The sequence below is a fragment of the Geobacillus sp. PK12 genome (assembly GCF_004123125.1).
In the GTDB taxonomy this organism is placed as follows: domain Bacteria; phylum Bacillota; class Bacilli; order Bacillales; family Anoxybacillaceae; genus Geobacillus; species Geobacillus zalihae.
The window spans coordinates 16,875-32,676 of sequence record NZ_SDKL01000020.1 but is presented as its reverse complement, the minus strand read 5'-3'; the positions used below and the strand labels follow the sequence as shown (position 1 = coordinate 32,676).

The window sequence follows — 15,802 nt, the reverse complement described above, 5'->3', positions numbered from 1 at the left end:
AAAACGACCGATTTCGCCGAACCCGCTGTTTTCGGCTGAAAGAGAAGCGTTGATGTTACAGGACTTCCCCATTTGAGAAGAAAGTCCGTTTTCCGCGACTTTTCACTAAATCACCAGTCTTTTAGGGAAAAACGATGGCATCCGGCATCTTTGGCGCAGCGACACGCCTGCCAACGTAAACGATGAAACGATCACAAGGAGGGGCCAACCGATGGCTTTGATGAACATTTTGCCGTTTGCCCGCTTTTTGCTTGATCAAGCGGTCAACGAAGGCGACATCGCCGTCGACGCGACCGTCGGCAACGGGCACGACACCGTGTATTTGGCCGAACGCGTCGGGGAGACAGGCCATGTGTTCGGCTTTGACATTCAGCCTGAGGCCATCACCGCCGCTTCCGCCCGCCTCGCGGAACATGGGCTATGCGGGCGGGCGACGTTGTTCGAGCGAAGCCATAGTGAACTGCTTGAGGCGCTTCCCGCCGATGTACACGGGCGCATCGCCGGCGCGGTGTTCAACCTCGGCTATTTGCCGGGCGGCAATAAGCAAATCGTCACCCAGCCGGAATCGACGATCGAAGCGGTCCGCCAGTTGCTTTCCGTCATGAAGCCGGGCGGCGTCATCGTTCTTGTCGTCTACCACGGCCATCCGGAAGGAAAGCGCGAACGCGACGCGCTCCTTGATTACGTCCGTTCTCTTGATCAACGGCGCGTCCATGCCTTGAAATACGAATTCATCAATCGGCAAAACAACCCGCCGTTTTTGCTCGCGCTCGAGAATCGGGCGGATGGGGGCGCCTGATTCCGTCCGATCCGCCGACGAACCACTGCTCTTGCCAATACAAGCAAACGGCCGCCCTTATGAAAAGGACAGCCGTTTTTGCCGCTCCTGCCAAAAGCGGTATGCTTTTCCGTTCCAATAGAAAAACTGCGACGCCGCCCCGCCGGCGCGGACGAGCCGGCGCGCCAGCCGGCGCAGCCCGCGCTGCTTTTTCACCTTGGCATCCGACAAATACAACCCAAGAAGCCCTCGGTGAATAAGGCGGTGAAACTCGCCGTGCGGAAGGGCGCCGACATGGCGGTCGGCCTCTTCGATGAAATGGCAAAGCCGCTCAAGCATCACCGTTTCATTCGGATAGTAAAAGCAAAAGTTTAAATCGCCGCCGTCCCGGTCTTCCTCCTGGTCGATCAAATAGTCGAGCAAAATGTGCAGTCCTTGAATGTACGGAAAATAACCGTCGCGCACTTGTCTCGCCATCTCCGGCGGCAGCGATTCGCCAAACGCATAGGCGACGAGGCAGAAAATGCCGAGCGTCGAACCGGAGCAGGCGGAAAACTCATACCATTCCATCGGCGGCAAGGCGTCTTTGTATTGCGCGAACCATTTCTCCAGCCGCGGCACCCGATCGCTCGCTTCGACATGTTTATGCACTTGCAAGTCGCAATAATATCCGGCCAATTCATGCAAAAATGGGGCGATCGTCTCATAATGGCGCACCGTCTCGAGCACCTCTTGGCACGTGCGGACGAGCGCCGGCAAATAGCCGCCGTCTTCCTGTTCGCGGCGATGGCGGTAATAGTTCGACGGCTCCGCGCCGATCGTCAAAGCGTCCGGCATCGAATCGTGCAAGGCGCGAAAGTCGAGCGGATCGAGCGAGGTGCTGCGGTCGCACAAATTATCCAAATAATCGCTGATCGTCTGGTAAGCCACGATAAAGCGGATGCAATCCTCCATGTTTTCTCCGGCCAAGAGCGCCAAAATGGAGCCGCCTTCGCAATGGAACGTTTTCGAAGCGATGCTCGCCAAGGCCTGGCGCCGCAATTCCGGGTCGGGAATGCGCTCGGCCTGGCGCCGCCAATAGGCAAGCTCGCGGTGGACAAGCGGAAGCACGTCACGATACACCATTTTCATCAAGGCGATGGGGTTTTTCGGAATGTTCAATCGGCTCACCTCAGGTGCAAACACCATGGTCTCGTCTCCTAGCATTTCCATCTTATCAGCAACCAAAATCGTTTCGCGTCTGAACAGCCTGCGATCTCGTCTTCCAGTATTGCCATCAATGCGGCCGGGGCAAACCATAAAAGGGTTGGCGATGGAATGAAAAAACCGCTCAACAACGGTTCTTCTCACGTTGAGAAGCTTTGTGAAATCGGATCTTCTTTCCCGATCCCAACCACTCATCGGGCGAAACGAAACGTTTTTCACCAATCCCGATCAGGCGCGCTCACTTTCGTTGGCGATTTGGACGCAGCGTTGTACAATACATGGTGAACGATCGATTTTGCAGCAGAAAGGAACGAACGCCCATGATTTACCCATACAAAGGCAAAACGCCGCAAATTGCCGCCTCCGCCTTTATCGCCGACTATGTGACGATCACCGGCGATGTCGTGATCGGCGAAGAGACGAGCATTTGGTTCAATACCGTCATTCGCGGCGATGTGGCGCCAACGGTGATTGGCAACCGGGTCAATATTCAAGATAACTCAATTTTGCATCAAAGTCCAAACAATCCGCTTATCATTGAAGACGGTGTAACAGTCGGCCATCAAGTCATTTTGCACAGCGCCATCGTTCGCAAAAACGCGCTCATCGGCATGGGCTCGATCATTTTGGACCGCGCGGAAATCGGGGAAGGCGCGTTTATCGGCGCCGGCAGTTTAGTGCCGCCGGGCAAAAAAATTCCGCCCAACACGCTCGCCCTCGGCCGGCCGGCGAAAGTCGTCCGCGAACTGACGGAAGACGACATCCGTGAAATGGAGCGCATACGCCGCGAATATGTCGAGAAAGGGCAGTATTACAAAGCGCTGCAGCAACAGCGGACATCGTGCGCCAACAAAAAAGAGCTGCCGTGATCAGGCAGCTCTTTTTCTTTCATCACTTGTCCGCCAACGCCAGCGCTTGTTCTTTCAACAAGGCGGCTTTGTCGGTGCGCTCCCACGGCAGGTCGATGTCCGTACGCCCAAAATGGCCGTAAGCAGCCGTCTGTTTGTAAATCGGGCGGCGAAGGTCGAGCATTTTGATGATGCCCGCCGGGCGGAGATCGAAGTTGTTGCGCACGACCTCAATCAAAATGTCTTCCGACACTTTGCCGGTGCCGAACGTATCGATCGAAATCGAAACTGGGCGGGCGACGCCGATCGCGTAGGCAAGCTGCACTTCGCATTTGTCGGCCAGTCCTGCCGCGACGATGTTTTTCGCGACATAGCGGGCCGCATACGCCGCCGAGCGGTCGACTTTCGTCGGATCTTTGCCCGAGAACGCGCCGCCGCCGTGGCGGGCGTAGCCGCCGTACGTATCGACGATGATTTTGCGCCCCGTCAACCCAGCATCCCCTTGCGGACCGCCGATGACAAACCGTCCTGTCGGGTTGATGAAATATTTCGTGTTCTCATCAAGCAGCTCTGCGGGCACGACCGGCTTGATGACCTGTTCTTTAATGTCGCGCTCGATTTGCTCTTGCGTAATTTCCGGATGGTGCTGCGCGGAAACGACGATCGTATCGACGCGCACCGGTTTGCCGTTTTCATCGTATTCGATCGTCACTTGCGTTTTCCCGTCCGGCCGCAAGTACGGCAAGACATCCGTTTTGCGCACTTCCGCCAATCGGCGCGCCAAGCGGTGCGCAAGCGAAATCGGCAACGGCATCAATTCTTCCGTCTCATTGCAGGCGAACCCAAACATCAATCCTTGGTCGCCGGCGCCAATCGCTTCAATTTCCTCGTCAGTCATCTGACCTTCGCGCGCCTCAAGCGCCCGGTTCACCCCCATCGCAATGTCCGGCGATTGTTCGTCAATCGACGTCAGCACCGCGCACGTATCGGCGTCAAATCCGTATTTGGCGCGCGTGTAGCCGATCTCCCGGACCGTATCGCGGACGATGCGCGGAATGTCCACGTATGTTGATGTCGTGATTTCCCCGCTCACGAGCACCAGCCCGGTCGTGACGCTCGTTTCGCAGGCGACGCGGGCGTTCGGATCTTTTTCCAAAATGGCATCCAAAATGGCGTCAGAAATTTGGTCGCAAATTTTATCCGGATGTCCTTCCGTCACAGACTCTGAAGTAAACAAGCGGCGTTTGGCTGACATTCGGTTTGTTTCCTCCTCTTGGCATAATGTGGCAACACGGAACTCATTTCCCTTTTTCCCTTCGCAATATAAAAAACCTTTCCTGTAACGGCTGAGGAAAGGTCATGGCAATCGTATTGCTTCCTTTCACTCTTATCGTTCAAGGACTGCGCCTTGCCACAGGTTAGCACCATTTCACACATGTACAGTTGTGACGGTTGCTGGGCTTCATCGGGCCTGTCCCTCCACCGGCTCGGGATAAGAGTATCCGTTCAATGACTTATCTTATCGCAATGGAATCGGCAAAGTCAACTATCAAAATTCATTTTTTATCATTTCCAGCCGAGAAAATTCTTTCCTCAAGGAAATCGACACATTGGGCAAAATAAAGTTTGAAAAACCCACACAATTAGTATGGACTATTAATAAAAATGTGTTATACTATTTTCAAGAGTGATTTCAAAAAGAAGGCAGGTTTTGAATATGGGGATCGCAAACATGACGAATAAGCTTGATGTATTGCTGCAAAAACCGTACGTGCATCATCAACTGTCCGTCGCCGAGCTCGTCGAGAAAGTCCTGCAGCGGAACGAAGGACGGCTGACGCACACCGGAGCCGTCGCGGTCACGACCGGCAAGTACACAGGGCGGTCGCCGAAAGACAAATACATCGTCGAAGAACCGTCAACGAAGCAAACGATCGACTGGGGAGCGGTCAACCAGCCGATGTCTCCGGAGACGTTTGATAAACTGTACGACAAAGTGCTCGACTATTTAATGAAGAAAGATGAACTGTTCGTGTTTAAAGGCTTTGCCGGCGCCGATCCGAAATACCGGCTGCCGATTCAAGTCGTCAACGAATTCGCCTGGCACAACTTGTTCGTCCATCAGCTGTTCATTCGGCCGAACGCCGAAGAGCTCGCCGTGCATGAGCCGCAATTCACCGTCATTTGCGCGCCGAACTTTAAAGCCGACCCGAAAGTCGACGGCACGCGCTCGGAAGCGTTCATCATCATCTCGTTTGAACGGCGCACCGTGTTGATCGGCGGCACCGAGTATGCCGGCGAAATGAAAAAATCGATTTTCTCGGTGATGAACTATTTGCTGCCGGAACAAGGCATCCTGCCGATGCACTGCTCGGCCAACGTCGGCCAGGAAGGCGACGTCGCCCTCTTTTTCGGCTTGTCGGGAACGGGAAAAACGACGCTCTCGACCGACCCGAACCGCCGCTTGATCGGCGATGATGAACACGGCTGGTCAAGCCGCGGTATTTTCAACATCGAAGGCGGCTGCTATGCGAAATGCATCAACCTATCGCGCGAGAAAGAGCCGCAAATTTTTGACGCCATCGGCTTCGGCGCGGTGCTCGAAAACGTCGTCCTCGATGACGCGACGCGGGTGCCGAATTACGACGACGGCACGCTGACGGAAAACACGCGCGCCGCCTACCCGCTTCAGGCGATCCAAAACATCATCGACCCGAGCGTCGCCGGCCATCCGTCCACGATCGTGTTTTTGACGGCTGATGCGTTCGGCGTCCTGCCGCCGATCAGCAAGCTGACGCGCGAACAAGCGATGTACCATTTCTTAAGCGGCTACACAAGCAAGCTCGCCGGCACCGAACGCGGCGTCACCGAACCGGAAGCAACGTTCTCAACGTGCTTTGGCGCACCGTTTTTGCCGCGCCCGGCCGTCGAATACGCGGAAATGCTCGGGCAAAAAATCGCCGAACACAACGTCCGCGTCTTTTTGGTCAACACCGGTTGGACAGGGGGGTCGTACGGCGTCGGCAGCCGCATGAAGCTCGCCTACACCCGGGCGATGGTGCAAGCCGCCGTCGAAGGGGAGCTCGACAACGTCGAAACAGTCAAAGATCCGATTTTCGGCCTCGCCATCCCAACCCGCGTCCCCGGCGTGCCGGATGACGTCCTGCAGCCGCAAAACACATGGGCCGACAAACAAGCATACGAACAAAAAGCAAAAGAGCTGGCGCAAAAATTCCGCGCCAACTTCCAAAAATTCGCCCACATCGATCCGTCCATCGAAAAACTCGGCGGACCGCTCGTGTAACAAGAACACGGCCGGACAGGGTATTCCCTGTCCGGCTGTTTTTTATTTCTTTCCGTTGCTTTGGGCCTCCCATTTCGCCTCCTTCCCACGAAAATCGGGAGGATTTTTTCATTCCGATGCCGAACAAATCCTTGACAAACAAGGGAAGTTGTGGTAATAAAAAATAGACTCTGCACAAGAATAAGGGGGAGGCTTCCATTGCTTCAGTATATCCATTCGCCTTTAGGAAATTGTTGAAAATCCATCCGCTTTCCTTCGCCCCCTTGCTTGGGGGCGCGACAAAGAGCGCGTTTTATCAAAAACTGAAGAGCTGGCTTTTGGTTCGTGTTTACGATTCCATCACCAATCGTTTCGATGATCAAAGAGAGGATTGAGGAGGAGAAATCACGGGAACTATTTTGTGAGCTCCCTCTGTAAATGATCACTTTATTTCAGAACAAAGCAAAGGAATCAGTCTTGCTTCATCATATGGCAGAGTGCAAACCGAAGGATTGTTTGCGCTCCTGCCTTTTCAACATTAGAATCAAAACGCCAATCGGGACGATGAACGTCACCGACAAATTCTGTCAATAGACTTTACCCTCGATGGCCGTAAGGTTCGAACGCATAAAATGATTGTCGTCGATCCCCCGGGGTTTTGGCACGATTGGGGGTCGACGACAATGCGAAGGCGGGTTTACTTCTTCAGCTGTTCAATCTTTTCCGCCGGCAACCCGGTCAGCTCGTGGATCGTGTCGACATCGTACCCTTTCGCCAACATTTTCTTCGCGATGTCGATTTTCCCTTCCTCGATCCCTTTTTGGCGTCCCTGTTCAATCCCTTGCTTCATCCCTTGCTTTATTCCTTGTTTCAACCCTTGTTCGATTCCTTGTTTGACTCCTTGTTGAATGCCTTTCTCGATTCCCCGCTGTTCGTATGAGATGATGAGCTCCATCACTTGTTTCGCTTCCTTCGTCTCCATTTGGCTCACCTCGTTTCGCAGTTGGATTTCCTCCGCTTCGGACAACCGCAAATACGTTTCAAAAAACCCAAACAACAGCCGCTGCTTCGCCTCATCGAGCTCGAGGCGGACTAGGATGCGCAAAAACTCCTTTTTCACTTCCACCTTCTCGCTTTCATTATACCCCATTTTGCTTAACAAGGCGGCGGCAACCGGATTGTCACGGCGGATGTACTCGCGCCACGGCAGTTTGCGCAGTTCCACCGTCAGAAAGCGGAAGTCAAGAACCATCAAAAATGGAAATTGAATCATCAATGAGGAAGGTTCGTCGCGGCGTTCGTCGTAGCTGAAAATGGCGATCGGGAGGATGCGGCGGCGGTGTTTTTGAAACAAGCGGCTGAAGTAGAGGAACATTCGCTCGGGGAACGTCCGCTGCTTATAGCTTTGATGTTCGACGTGAACGATGACGAGCCCGTCCTCCCCTCTTACCTTTGTTTCGACCAACAAGTCGACGCGGTGCTTTTCCCCAGCTGTCACGTCGGTGAACAGCTCTTCGGAGAGAAAGGAAAGATGATGGATGTCGATGTGCTCGTACACGTCAGGAAAGAAAAGAAGCAAAAAGTCTTCGAAAAACGTCGACAGCAGCTCCTTGAACAACCGGTCGTGATCGATTCGCTTTTTCGCCACGTTTTCCCTCCTTGCGGCATCGAATTCATCGTATGATATTCGCTCTCCGCGGCCAAACTCCTTCTCCTCCCCCCTACTTTTTTTATGGTATGATCAAACGTCGCACAGGAAGTCCTCAAGCAAAGGCTATTTTTATGCTTGTCTGAATCGGCCTGACGCCACAAGTTAACTATAGACGGAAAAAACTTGAGCCAAGAGCGCAAACCGTTCTTCCGTTTGCGCTCCTGTCCGATGAACCCGTTCAGCTCTCATTCAGCCGCTTCGTGGTGTGCAGCCTCGTTCAATTCGTCGAATACAGGCTGACGAGCTCATACGTCACCGTCGTCCGGCTGTCTTTCCACTCAAGCTTTCTCACGACCGCAACGCCGCTCGCTTCGCTTTGCACCGTCCGGCGCACTTCAAGCGGCACGTCAAGCGGATACAAGCGGTATCCTTCTTTTTCCAACACAAACACATTTCCTTGAACGCGCTGTTCCTTTCCTTTTGTCACAATGACCGTCTGCAGCTCCATCGGCATGCCCATATGATTCCAACCTCCTTGGCACCCCATCGATTCGTTGGCGGCCGCGCCGCCACCCGAGCGGCGCGCGCAGCCGCCCCTCTAGTTGTATCGTATCACATTGTCAGCTGTTGTTTCATCCATTCCGTGAGCCTTTGCACCGTCTCGCGATTGGCTTGCGGCGGAAAATAGTGGGTGAACTCAGGGAAGTACCAAGCCGTGACCGGTTTGCCGAGCTGCTTCAGCCGCCGCTCAAGCCGATAGGCGTGCTCAATCGATACGTTCTCATCGCGCCCGCCGTGGATGATGAGCACCGGGGCTTGGAGCCGCTCGAGATAATAAAGCGGGGTTCGATGCCGGTAGCGCTCCGGGCATTTGTTCGGCGTCCCGCCGATGACGCGCTTCATCATTCGCCGCAAGTCAGGCCGCTCCCAATACGTAAGCTCCAGATCCGCCACCCCTCCCCAGACCGCCACCGAACAGACCCCCTCGGCCATTAGGGCGGCATGGAGCGCCATCGCCCCGCCGCGGGAGAAGCCGAACATGTGAACGCGCCCGGGATGGACGAGCGGATGGCGGCGAAGGAGATAAAACCCAGCAAGCGCGTCATAACGGTCGTCGCCGGCGAAATCTTCGTTTCCTTCTCCGCCCCCATTGCCGCGGTAAAGCGGAGCGAAGACGACAAACCCTTGCGAAGCGAATTGGACAAGGCGCGGCACTCGCACCTGCCCCACATTTTTAATCCCGCCGCGCAAATACAAGAAGCCGTCATACACCTTATTTTGTTTCGGCGCCGCTAAAAATCCTTTCACCTTCAGCCCTTGGGACATATAGGTGACAAAGAACACATCGATTCCCGGATGCGGCGACGGAAACCGGTATTGGTCGATGATGTCCCCGTCCATACGCCTGCCTCCTTCCTATGCGAAAACAGATGATGCGAACCACCCGTCATCATCCCCCAACGCCTTCTTTCATTAGGACAAGTGGGGATGTCCGACTGCCTCGCCGCTCTTGCATGCCTCCCCTTGGCCGAGCGTCATCTTGAAAAAGCCCTGGAGCGCGAGGAGCGTCCCGACCGCCGCCCGTTCTCGGCTGACCGCCCATTTTTTCTAGGCATTCACACATTTTTGCTGCGTGCATACGATAAGGTGAAACCACGGTTTACCGCATGCGAACCAAGGGGGTTAACGAACATGAAAAAATGGGCCGTATGGTTATGCTCGCTTCTCTTGCTTTTGCCGCTTTCCGCCTGCACGAATGACGGGGGCCAAAGCGAAAAGCCGCTCAAAAAAGTGCGGCTCGCCGAAGTGACGCACTCGATTTTTTACGCGCCGCAGTACGTCGCCCTGGCAAAAGGCTTCTTTCAAGAAGAGGGGCTGGATGTCGAACTGACGACGACATGGGGCGGCGACAAAACGATGACGACGCTGCTTTCCGGCGGCGCGGACATCGCCCTTGTCGGCTCGGAAACATCCATTTATGTCTATGCGCAAGGGACGGACGATCCGGTCATCAATTTCGCGCAGCTCACGCAAACCGACGGGACGTTTCTTGTTTCCCGCGAGAAAATCGACCACTTTACATGGGAGATGCTGAAAGGAAGCACGTTCCTCGGCCAACGGAAAGGCGGCATGCCGCAAATGGTCGGCGAGTTTGTGCTGAAAAAACACGGCATTGACCCGCATCAAGATTTGAAGCTGATCCAAAACGTTGATTTCGCCAATATCGCCAACGCCTTTGCGAGCGGGACGGGCGATTTCGTCCAGCTGTTTGAACCGACGGCGAGCATTTTTGAACAAGAAGGAAAAGGCTATATCGTCGCTTCATTCGGCACCGAATCCGGGCGCGTGCCGTACACGTCGTATATGGCGAAACGAAGCTACATCAAAGCGAACAAAGACGTCATTGAAAAATTTACGCGCGCGATCTACAAAGCGCAGCAATGGGTCGAATCGCACAACGCCGCCGAGATCGCGAAAGCTATTCAGCCGTATTTCAAAGACACCGATTTGGCTTTGATCGAAAAAGTCGTCGACCGGTACAAAAGCCAAGGGACCTACGCGACCGATCCGATTTTGGATGAAGAAGAATGGAACCACTTGCAAGACATTATGGCCGAAGCCGGCGAGCTGCCGAAGCGCATCCACGTTGACACGCTTGTTGATTCGTCGTTTGCCAAAAGCGCGATGAACAAGTGACGAAAGCGGGTGAACGAAATGTTTCTTGTCATCGACCGCCTCTCGCACACGTATTTGACAAAAACGACCGCTGTCACTGCACTCGATGATGTGTCGCTGTCCGTCGAGAAAGGGGAGTTCGTCTCCTTTCTCGGCCCTAGCGGCTGCGGCAAAACGACGCTGCTTTCGATCATCGCCGGATTGATCGAACCAACGGAAGGGGCGGTGCTCATAGAAGGCGAACCGCTCTGGTCGGGCGGATCGGACGCCCAAACGGCGCGGCGTGCGGTCGGCTACATGCTTCAGCAAGACTACCTATTCCCTTGGAAAACGATCGAGGAAAACATTTTGCTCGGACCCCACATCACGGGAACGTTGACGCCGGAAACGAAAAAGCGGGCGCTCGCCCTGCTCGCTGAGATCGGCCTTGGCGGCGTCGAGTCGTATTACCCGAGCCAGCTGTCCGGCGGCATGCGCCAGCGCGCGGCGCTTGTGCGCACGCTCGCGACTGATCCGAAACTGTTGTTGCTCGACGAGCCGTTTTCCGCCCTCGACCAGCAGACGAAGCTGAAATTGGAAGAGCTCGTCTGGGCGACGCTGCGGCAATACGAAAAAACAGCCGTCTTGGTCACCCATGACATCGAAGAAGCCATCGCCATGAGCGACCGCATTTTCTTGTTTTCACCGCGCCCTGGGCGCCTTGTGCGGACGTTTGTCATCCCGGATGAACTGCGCGGCCGCCCGCCGCTTGCCGCCCGCCAGCATCCGGCGTTTTCGCCATTGTTCCAATCCATTTGGAAGGAGATGGAGGACCTTGAAGCCGCTCCATGATCGCATCGAATCGCTGCACCGTGAATACCTCGCCGCATTGCGCAAAGAGCGGCGGGTGATCCGCCTTTGGCAGACGGCGCTGCTTGTCGCCTTTTTCGCCGTCTGGGAAGCGGCGAGCCGCTTCCATTGGGTCGATCCGCTCCTATTCAGTTCGCCGTCCGCCATCGCCAAGCTGTTTGGCGAAAAACTTGGCGATCATTCGCTGTTTGTCCACACGTGGGCGACATTGTTTGAAACGTTGCTCGGCTTTCTTATCGGTACCGCCGGCGGGGCGCTCATCGGCGCGGTCCTTTGGTGGTTTCCGCGCCTGGCGAAAACGCTCGATCCGTATTTGGTCGTCTTCAACGCCATGCCAAAAGTCGCCCTCGGGCCGATTTTGATCGTCGCTCTCGGACCGGGATTTACGTCCATCATCGCCATGGGCGTCGTCATTTCCATCATCATCACGACGATTGTCGTCTATTCGGCGTTCCAAGAAGTTGACCCGAACTATTTGAAAGTGCTGCGGACGTTCGGCGCCACCCGCTACCAATGCTTTAAAGAGGCGGTGCTGCCGGCGTCGTTCCCGGCGATCATTTCGACGTTGAAAGTGAACGTCGGCCTCGCTTGGGTCGGTGTCATCACCGGAGAGTTTCTCGTCTCCAAGCAAGGGCTTGGGTATTTAATCATTTACGGCTTCCAAGTGTTCAACTTCACGCTCGTATTGATGAGCCTGCTCATTGTCGCTTTGTTGTCGACTGTTATGTACCAACTTGTTGCCATCGTCGAGAAAAAATGGGGCAGCCGTCGTTAAGAGACGTTCGTAAACGATCGACGGGCGTCTCTTTTCATTCCTGACGTCGGGCCGGCATCCGCCCATCCCCCCTTGGCTTCTTCCTTCATGGAACCGGATGACCAACAAAAGCCGTCTAAAATCATCACCGTTCTCCGCTTCTTTCCCCTCGGCTGATCAGTCCGCGCTGTTTCAACTCGGCAAGCGAAAGCGAAAGGACATCGTCTTTCATGATATAGCTGAACCGTTCATCCGTGCGGATGTCATCCGGCAGCGCCTCAAGCAGCACCGGGCCGTTCGTTTCCAAATACGACCCCCGCTCGACGAGCGCAGCGATGTCGGCAAAATAAATGTTTTTCACGATATCCGGCTCCACTTTATATTGGCCGATGTATTCGAGCCGGCCGACGATTCCCCCCGTTTCTTCCATCACTTCGCGGACCGCGGCTTCCGCCGCTGTTTCCCCTTCTTCCACCTTGCCGCCGGGAAACTCAAGGCCGCGGCGCGGATGATCCGTCAACAGCCATCGCCCGCCATAGCGGCAAATGACCCATACATGCCCGGGGGAGGGGGAAAACGGATGATCCGCAAAGGCCAGCCGAACGCGATGTCCGTAATAATCGCGAAATTCATGCATCGGACTCTCCCCTTTCCTCTCCCCATTATACAGAAAAACGCCGCTCGACTCGCGGCGTTTACTCTTCTTTTTCGTCCGGGAGAATGCCCATCGAGCGGATGTGCGCTTTCGCTTCGTCGTTGCCGAGCTCATAAATCATTTTGTAAATGTCGACCATCGTCCGGTCGTACGCATCGTTTTCCCGATCATAGTGGTATTGGATGTACGGCACATGGGTGCGCCAAAACGCCTGCCAGTCGGTGGAGTAGTTTTGGTCAAAATACTCGCGCAGGCGTGCGATTTCCTCGTCGGTCGCCTCAATTTGAAAGTCCCACGGCGATGCCGTTTTCAACTGGGAAATTTCCCCGTGCGCCATTGAGACGTAATACGTCTTTTTTTGTTCATCTGCCACCTTCATCCACTCCTTCTTTTGCTCTTTTTGCTTAGTGTGGGGCAATCGGGGAAAAATATGCTTATTTTATTTCATCTTTCAACAGCTCGATCGCCTTGCGCAGCACGGACGGGATCGGAACGCCCGCCCGGCCGGCGTTTTCCACAATCGAGATAAACTCATTGGCGATATAGAAAAAAATGATCGCATCGCGGATGACATGCATGTTCCATCCAATGGCCAAATCGACGAGATGCGACGCCGCCACCAGAACGAAAATCAACAGTTTGCGGATGATGCCGCGAAAGCCGACTTGACTTGATAGCTTGCCTTCGACCGCGCTGGCGGCAATGCCGGTAAGGTAGTCGACAATGACCAAAGCAAGCAAAATCACGACAAATGAGTCCACGCTGCCGACAAACAGCGACAGAAACGAACCGAACAGCGACACGGCAACCATCGGGATCGGCTTGTTCACGCTCCCCCCTCCTTGAACATAGGATACGCGTAACTATCGTATGCCCGGAGGGGAGAACGCGGCGCGGCGCATTCCCTAAAAAATCGCCCTTTTTCGACAAAGAAAGGACAAAGCAAAAGGCCGTCCCCCGGCCTGAGGACAGCCTCCTCTTCTTATCGTCCTAAGAACGATTTCAACATCCAGACGTGTTTTTCCAAGCTGCGATGAATGCCAAGCAGCATATCCCCCGTCGTTTCATCGTTCACTTCATCCGCCAGCTGCATGCCTTCTTTCAATTCGCCGATCATCGTTTCAAAGTCGCCGACAATCGAAGCGACCATTTGCTCCGCCGTTTCCGTCCCGGCTGCTTCTTTGACGGACGCCTGCTTGAGGCAGTCTTTCATCGTCGCCACAGGCTTGCCACCCAAGGCCAACAGCCGCTCGGCCAGTGCGTCAATGTGGGTCGCGGCTTCGTTGTACAACTCTTCGAATTTTTCATGCAGCGTGAAAAACTGCGGCCCGGTGACATACCAATGATAGTTGTGCAATTTCACGTACAACACAGTCCAGTTGGCGATTTGCTTGTTGACAAGATCGATCAGTCGAGTTGTCATCCTCTCACTCCTCCTTATGGTTCTTGTACCCAGCTGGCTTGTTGGTCAACTACCCCCACTTCGCGAACGCTTGAAGTGGGGGCTTGCAACTCCCCAGAAGTGCGAGCGGACTTCGTCCTCCTTCCTTGACTTGGGGTTGCATCAGGGGCAGGTTGACAACTGCCCAACGATGCAGGTCATGCCTGCATCGTTGCCGATTCTCTCGGTGTGTCTGTTGGCAGTACTTGGCTTCCACACACAACAGACGGACCTACGCTCGATGTTTTACGGTTGCAACGTTTCCTGCAACCAACCCCATCCATCGAGCAGCCGTGAGTGGAGTGCCTTTATTGAACAGTTTTCTCCACGCCTTTATTCGATCATACACAAAAGAAAGGGGGAACGCGCATTCCTCTCCCACTTACTCCCTTTGGTCGTTGAGTGGGAGTCTCCTGCGCGAAATAGAGATGAAACATGGAAAACGTGTCGATGGATAGCTTGCCCGATTTCACCGGAAATATGAACGCCAGCTCTGCCAGATATGGTATAATAAAAAGAAAAAAGGCGGGCGTCATGATGTACTGGACCTTGATCGTTTGCCTCATCATCGCCGCTGTCGTTCTCGTGCTGGCGGTCGTCACGACGTCCAAAGCGTATGCCTACAAGCATACGGTCGATCCGCACCCGAATGAACACGGCGGCGAACAACAAGCCGGCCCGAAGCAGCCGCAGTAGCGGCGCGGGGCTGGCTTGTTCATCAACCAAACACCTTTTTCAACTCTTCTTTCTCTTGCGAAAGCCAAAAGCGCATCAGCTGTTTGGCCGCCTCTAGATCATGCAGCTTCGCTTGGCCGCATTGCCGCTCGGTCGCGGCTGGCACTTCCGTCGCGGCGAGCGCGTCCTTCATGGCTTCTTCCAACAAATCAATGATCTCGTCCACGGTCGGCGAGCCGCTCACGACAAGATAAAACCCGGTTTGGCAACCCATAGGCGAGATGTCGATAATATCGAAATGATCATATTTGGCCGCATGTCGGCGCAGCGTATACGCCAACAGATGTTCGAGCGTATGAATCGCGGCCGGGTCCATCGCTTCTTTGTTCGGCTGGCAAAAGCGAATGTCAAACTTATTGACGACGCCGTCACTGCCGACTTTGTGAACGCCGCAATGCCGAACGTACGGCGCTTTGACCGCGCAATGGTCCAATTCAAAGCTTTCCACCGGTGAAGGCATGTCAATCACTCCTAGCTATTTTGATCCTCTTTCTTTATCATAACCAAAACGAGGGGCGTCCCGCATCTTTTTTGCCTCTCGCTTGGCGTCTATGCCCAAAAAGCAAGGTCTGGGCGAGCGCCCCCATTCCGAGCGAACGACAGTCGTTTTGCTTGAACAAAAGAAAGGTTTGTTCTATTGTAATCATGATGATCACAGAAAGGAGAACTGGGCATGGGCCAATGGCTGATTTGGTGCATCCGCTTTTATCAACGCTTCCTTTCTCCGCTCAAGCCGCCGACATGCCGCTTTTATCCGACCTGCTCGAACTATGGCATCGAAGCGATCCGGCGCTTTGGCGCCATAAAAGGGGGATGGCTGACGGCGAAGCGCATTTTGAAATGCCATCCGTTCCATCCGGGCGGTTTTGATCCCGTTCCTGAATCATCAGAACACGCGAAAAGAAACAAAATCACTTAATGGCCTT

18 protein-coding genes and 1 riboswitch are annotated in these 15,802 nt (G+C 54.5%); of the genes, 8 read left to right on the top strand and 10 right to left on the bottom strand.

What is annotated here, in order from left to right:
- Positions 1-211: 211 nt before the first annotated feature.
- Complete coding sequence (gene mnmM, locus ETR37_RS08415) at positions 212-799, top strand: tRNA 5-(aminomethyl)-2-thiouridylate-methyltransferase MnmM (protein WP_014196591.1); 588 nt, start codon at positions 212-214, stop codon at positions 797-799.
- Between the two features lie 57 nt (positions 800-856).
- On the opposite strand, the gene ETR37_RS08410 is transcribed toward mnmM, so the two are convergent.
- Complete coding sequence (locus tag ETR37_RS08410) at positions 857-1,966, bottom strand: tetraprenyl-beta-curcumene synthase family protein (protein WP_015375658.1); 1,110 nt, start codon at positions 1,964-1,966, stop codon at positions 857-859.
- A gap of 338 nt (positions 1,967-2,304) precedes the next feature.
- Between ETR37_RS08410 and ETR37_RS08405 the strand changes: the two genes are divergently transcribed.
- The gene (locus ETR37_RS08405; protein WP_013144421.1) at positions 2,305-2,853 is read left to right on the top strand and encodes a gamma carbonic anhydrase; all 549 of its coding nucleotides are present in this window, start codon (positions 2,305-2,307) and stop codon (positions 2,851-2,853) included.
- A 22-nt stretch (positions 2,854-2,875) separates the two neighbouring features.
- On the opposite strand, the gene metK is transcribed toward ETR37_RS08405, so the two are convergent.
- Positions 2,876-4,087: a methionine adenosyltransferase gene (gene metK / locus ETR37_RS08400; protein ID WP_014196594.1), complete on the bottom strand. Its 1,212-nt coding sequence runs from the start codon at positions 4,085-4,087 to the stop codon at positions 2,876-2,878.
- 129 nt (positions 4,088-4,216) lie between these two features.
- Positions 4,217-4,331: riboswitch (SAM riboswitch) on the bottom strand.
- 218 nt (positions 4,332-4,549) lie between these two features.
- On the opposite strand from metK, the gene pckA reads away from it, so the two are divergent.
- Positions 4,550-6,136, top strand: a complete 1,587-nt coding sequence (gene pckA / locus ETR37_RS08395; RefSeq protein ID WP_033006351.1) for a phosphoenolpyruvate carboxykinase (ATP) — start codon at positions 4,550-4,552, stop codon at positions 6,134-6,136.
- A 676-nt stretch (positions 6,137-6,812) separates the two neighbouring features.
- Here the strand turns inward: pckA and ETR37_RS08390 are convergent.
- The 3 genes from ETR37_RS08390 to ETR37_RS08380 all read right to left on the bottom strand — a co-directional run bounded on the left by ETR37_RS08390 (position 6,813) and on the right by ETR37_RS08380 (position 9,167).
- On the bottom strand, positions 6,813-7,763 hold the full coding sequence (locus ETR37_RS08390; RefSeq protein ID WP_129447142.1) for an Rpn family recombination-promoting nuclease/putative transposase: 951 nt from the start codon (positions 7,761-7,763) through the stop codon (positions 6,813-6,815).
- A 280-nt stretch (positions 7,764-8,043) separates the two neighbouring features.
- Positions 8,044-8,286, bottom strand: coding sequence for a DUF2584 domain-containing protein (locus ETR37_RS08385; protein WP_015375661.1), 243 nt, complete (start codon positions 8,284-8,286; stop codon positions 8,044-8,046).
- 92 nt (positions 8,287-8,378) lie between these two features.
- A complete protein-coding gene (locus ETR37_RS08380) occupies positions 8,379-9,167 on the bottom strand; it encodes an alpha/beta hydrolase family protein (protein ID WP_060788433.1) in 789 nt (262 codons plus the stop codon).
- Between the two features lie 291 nt (positions 9,168-9,458).
- Between ETR37_RS08380 and ETR37_RS08375 the strand changes: the two genes are divergently transcribed.
- Genes ETR37_RS08375 through ETR37_RS08365 form a run of 3 tightly spaced genes read left to right on the top strand, consistent with a single transcriptional unit; the run spans position 9,459 to position 12,066 of the window.
- Positions 9,459-10,463 carry an ABC transporter substrate-binding protein gene (locus ETR37_RS08375; RefSeq protein ID WP_081212690.1) on the top strand — a complete coding sequence of 335 codons (1,005 nt, stop codon included), beginning with the start codon at positions 9,459-9,461 and terminating at the stop codon, positions 10,461-10,463.
- 18 nt (positions 10,464-10,481) lie between these two features.
- Positions 10,482-11,273 (top strand): ABC transporter ATP-binding protein, encoded by a 792-nt coding sequence (locus tag ETR37_RS08370; protein WP_015375664.1) that lies wholly within the window; start codon positions 10,482-10,484, stop codon positions 11,271-11,273.
- A complete protein-coding gene (locus tag ETR37_RS08365; protein ID WP_020756175.1) occupies positions 11,257-12,066 on the top strand; it encodes an ABC transporter permease in 810 nt (269 codons plus the stop codon). The genes ETR37_RS08370 and ETR37_RS08365 overlap by 17 nt, the downstream gene beginning before the upstream one ends.
- Before the next feature lie 124 nt (positions 12,067-12,190).
- Here ETR37_RS08365 and ytkD read toward each other — a convergent pair whose 3' ends face one another.
- The 4 genes from ytkD to ETR37_RS08345 all read right to left on the bottom strand — a co-directional run bounded on the left by ytkD (position 12,191) and on the right by ETR37_RS08345 (position 14,123).
- Positions 12,191-12,682: an RNA deprotection pyrophosphohydrolase gene (gene ytkD / locus ETR37_RS08360; protein WP_015375666.1), complete on the bottom strand. Its 492-nt coding sequence runs from the start codon at positions 12,680-12,682 to the stop codon at positions 12,191-12,193.
- Between the two features lie 58 nt (positions 12,683-12,740).
- Positions 12,741-13,073 (bottom strand): hypothetical protein, encoded by a 333-nt coding sequence (locus ETR37_RS08355; RefSeq protein ID WP_041470577.1) that lies wholly within the window; start codon positions 13,071-13,073, stop codon positions 12,741-12,743.
- Between the two features lie 61 nt (positions 13,074-13,134).
- Positions 13,135-13,530, bottom strand: coding sequence for a phage holin family protein (locus ETR37_RS08350; RefSeq protein WP_013524459.1), 396 nt, complete (start codon positions 13,528-13,530; stop codon positions 13,135-13,137).
- A 152-nt stretch (positions 13,531-13,682) separates the two neighbouring features.
- Positions 13,683-14,123, bottom strand: a complete 441-nt coding sequence (locus ETR37_RS08345) for a Dps family protein (RefSeq protein ID WP_011232333.1) — start codon at positions 14,121-14,123, stop codon at positions 13,683-13,685.
- Between the two features lie 552 nt (positions 14,124-14,675).
- Between ETR37_RS08345 and ytzI the strand changes: the two genes are divergently transcribed.
- The gene (gene ytzI, locus ETR37_RS08335) at positions 14,676-14,837 is read left to right on the top strand and encodes a YtzI protein (RefSeq protein ID WP_015375668.1); all 162 of its coding nucleotides are present in this window, start codon (positions 14,676-14,678) and stop codon (positions 14,835-14,837) included.
- Between the two features lie 22 nt (positions 14,838-14,859).
- On the opposite strand, the gene ETR37_RS08330 is transcribed toward ytzI, so the two are convergent.
- The gene (locus tag ETR37_RS08330) at positions 14,860-15,336 is read right to left on the bottom strand and encodes an S-ribosylhomocysteine lyase (protein ID WP_011232335.1); all 477 of its coding nucleotides are present in this window, start codon (positions 15,334-15,336) and stop codon (positions 14,860-14,862) included.
- 213 nt (positions 15,337-15,549) lie between these two features.
- Here ETR37_RS08330 and yidD point away from each other — a divergent pair, with 213 nt between their 5' ends.
- On the top strand, positions 15,550-15,795 hold the full coding sequence (gene yidD, locus ETR37_RS08325; protein ID WP_011232336.1) for a membrane protein insertion efficiency factor YidD: 246 nt from the start codon (positions 15,550-15,552) through the stop codon (positions 15,793-15,795).
- Positions 15,796-15,802: the final 7 nt, after the last annotated feature.

What these genes read in the sequence shown, in the direction of transcription:
- mnmM (WP_014196591.1), top strand. Translation starts at nt 212, where the DNA reads ATGGCTTTGATGAACATTTTGCCGTTTGCCCGCTTTTTGCTTGATCAA.
- ETR37_RS08410 (WP_015375658.1), bottom strand. Translation starts at nt 1,966, where the DNA reads ATGGTGTTTGCACCTGAGGTGAGCCGATTGAACATTCCGAAAAACCCC.
- ETR37_RS08405 (WP_013144421.1), top strand. Translation starts at nt 2,305, where the DNA reads ATGATTTACCCATACAAAGGCAAAACGCCGCAAATTGCCGCCTCCGCC.
- metK (WP_014196594.1), bottom strand. Translation starts at nt 4,087, where the DNA reads ATGTCAGCCAAACGCCGCTTGTTTACTTCAGAGTCTGTGACGGAAGGA.
- pckA (WP_033006351.1), top strand. Translation starts at nt 4,550, where the DNA reads ATGGGGATCGCAAACATGACGAATAAGCTTGATGTATTGCTGCAAAAA.
- ETR37_RS08385 (WP_015375661.1), bottom strand. Translation starts at nt 8,286, where the DNA reads ATGGGCATGCCGATGGAGCTGCAGACGGTCATTGTGACAAAAGGAAAG.
- ETR37_RS08380 (WP_060788433.1), bottom strand. Translation starts at nt 9,167, where the DNA reads ATGGACGGGGACATCATCGACCAATACCGGTTTCCGTCGCCGCATCCG.
- ETR37_RS08375 (WP_081212690.1), top strand. Translation starts at nt 9,459, where the DNA reads ATGAAAAAATGGGCCGTATGGTTATGCTCGCTTCTCTTGCTTTTGCCG.
- ETR37_RS08370 (WP_015375664.1), top strand. Translation starts at nt 10,482, where the DNA reads ATGTTTCTTGTCATCGACCGCCTCTCGCACACGTATTTGACAAAAACG.
- ytkD (WP_015375666.1), bottom strand. Translation starts at nt 12,682, where the DNA reads ATGCATGAATTTCGCGATTATTACGGACATCGCGTTCGGCTGGCCTTT.
- ETR37_RS08345 (WP_011232333.1), bottom strand. Translation starts at nt 14,123, where the DNA reads ATGACAACTCGACTGATCGATCTTGTCAACAAGCAAATCGCCAACTGG.
- ytzI (WP_015375668.1), top strand. Translation starts at nt 14,676, where the DNA reads ATGATGTACTGGACCTTGATCGTTTGCCTCATCATCGCCGCTGTCGTT.
- ETR37_RS08330 (WP_011232335.1), bottom strand. Translation starts at nt 15,336, where the DNA reads ATGCCTTCACCGGTGGAAAGCTTTGAATTGGACCATTGCGCGGTCAAA.
- yidD (WP_011232336.1), top strand. Translation starts at nt 15,550, where the DNA reads ATGGGCCAATGGCTGATTTGGTGCATCCGCTTTTATCAACGCTTCCTT.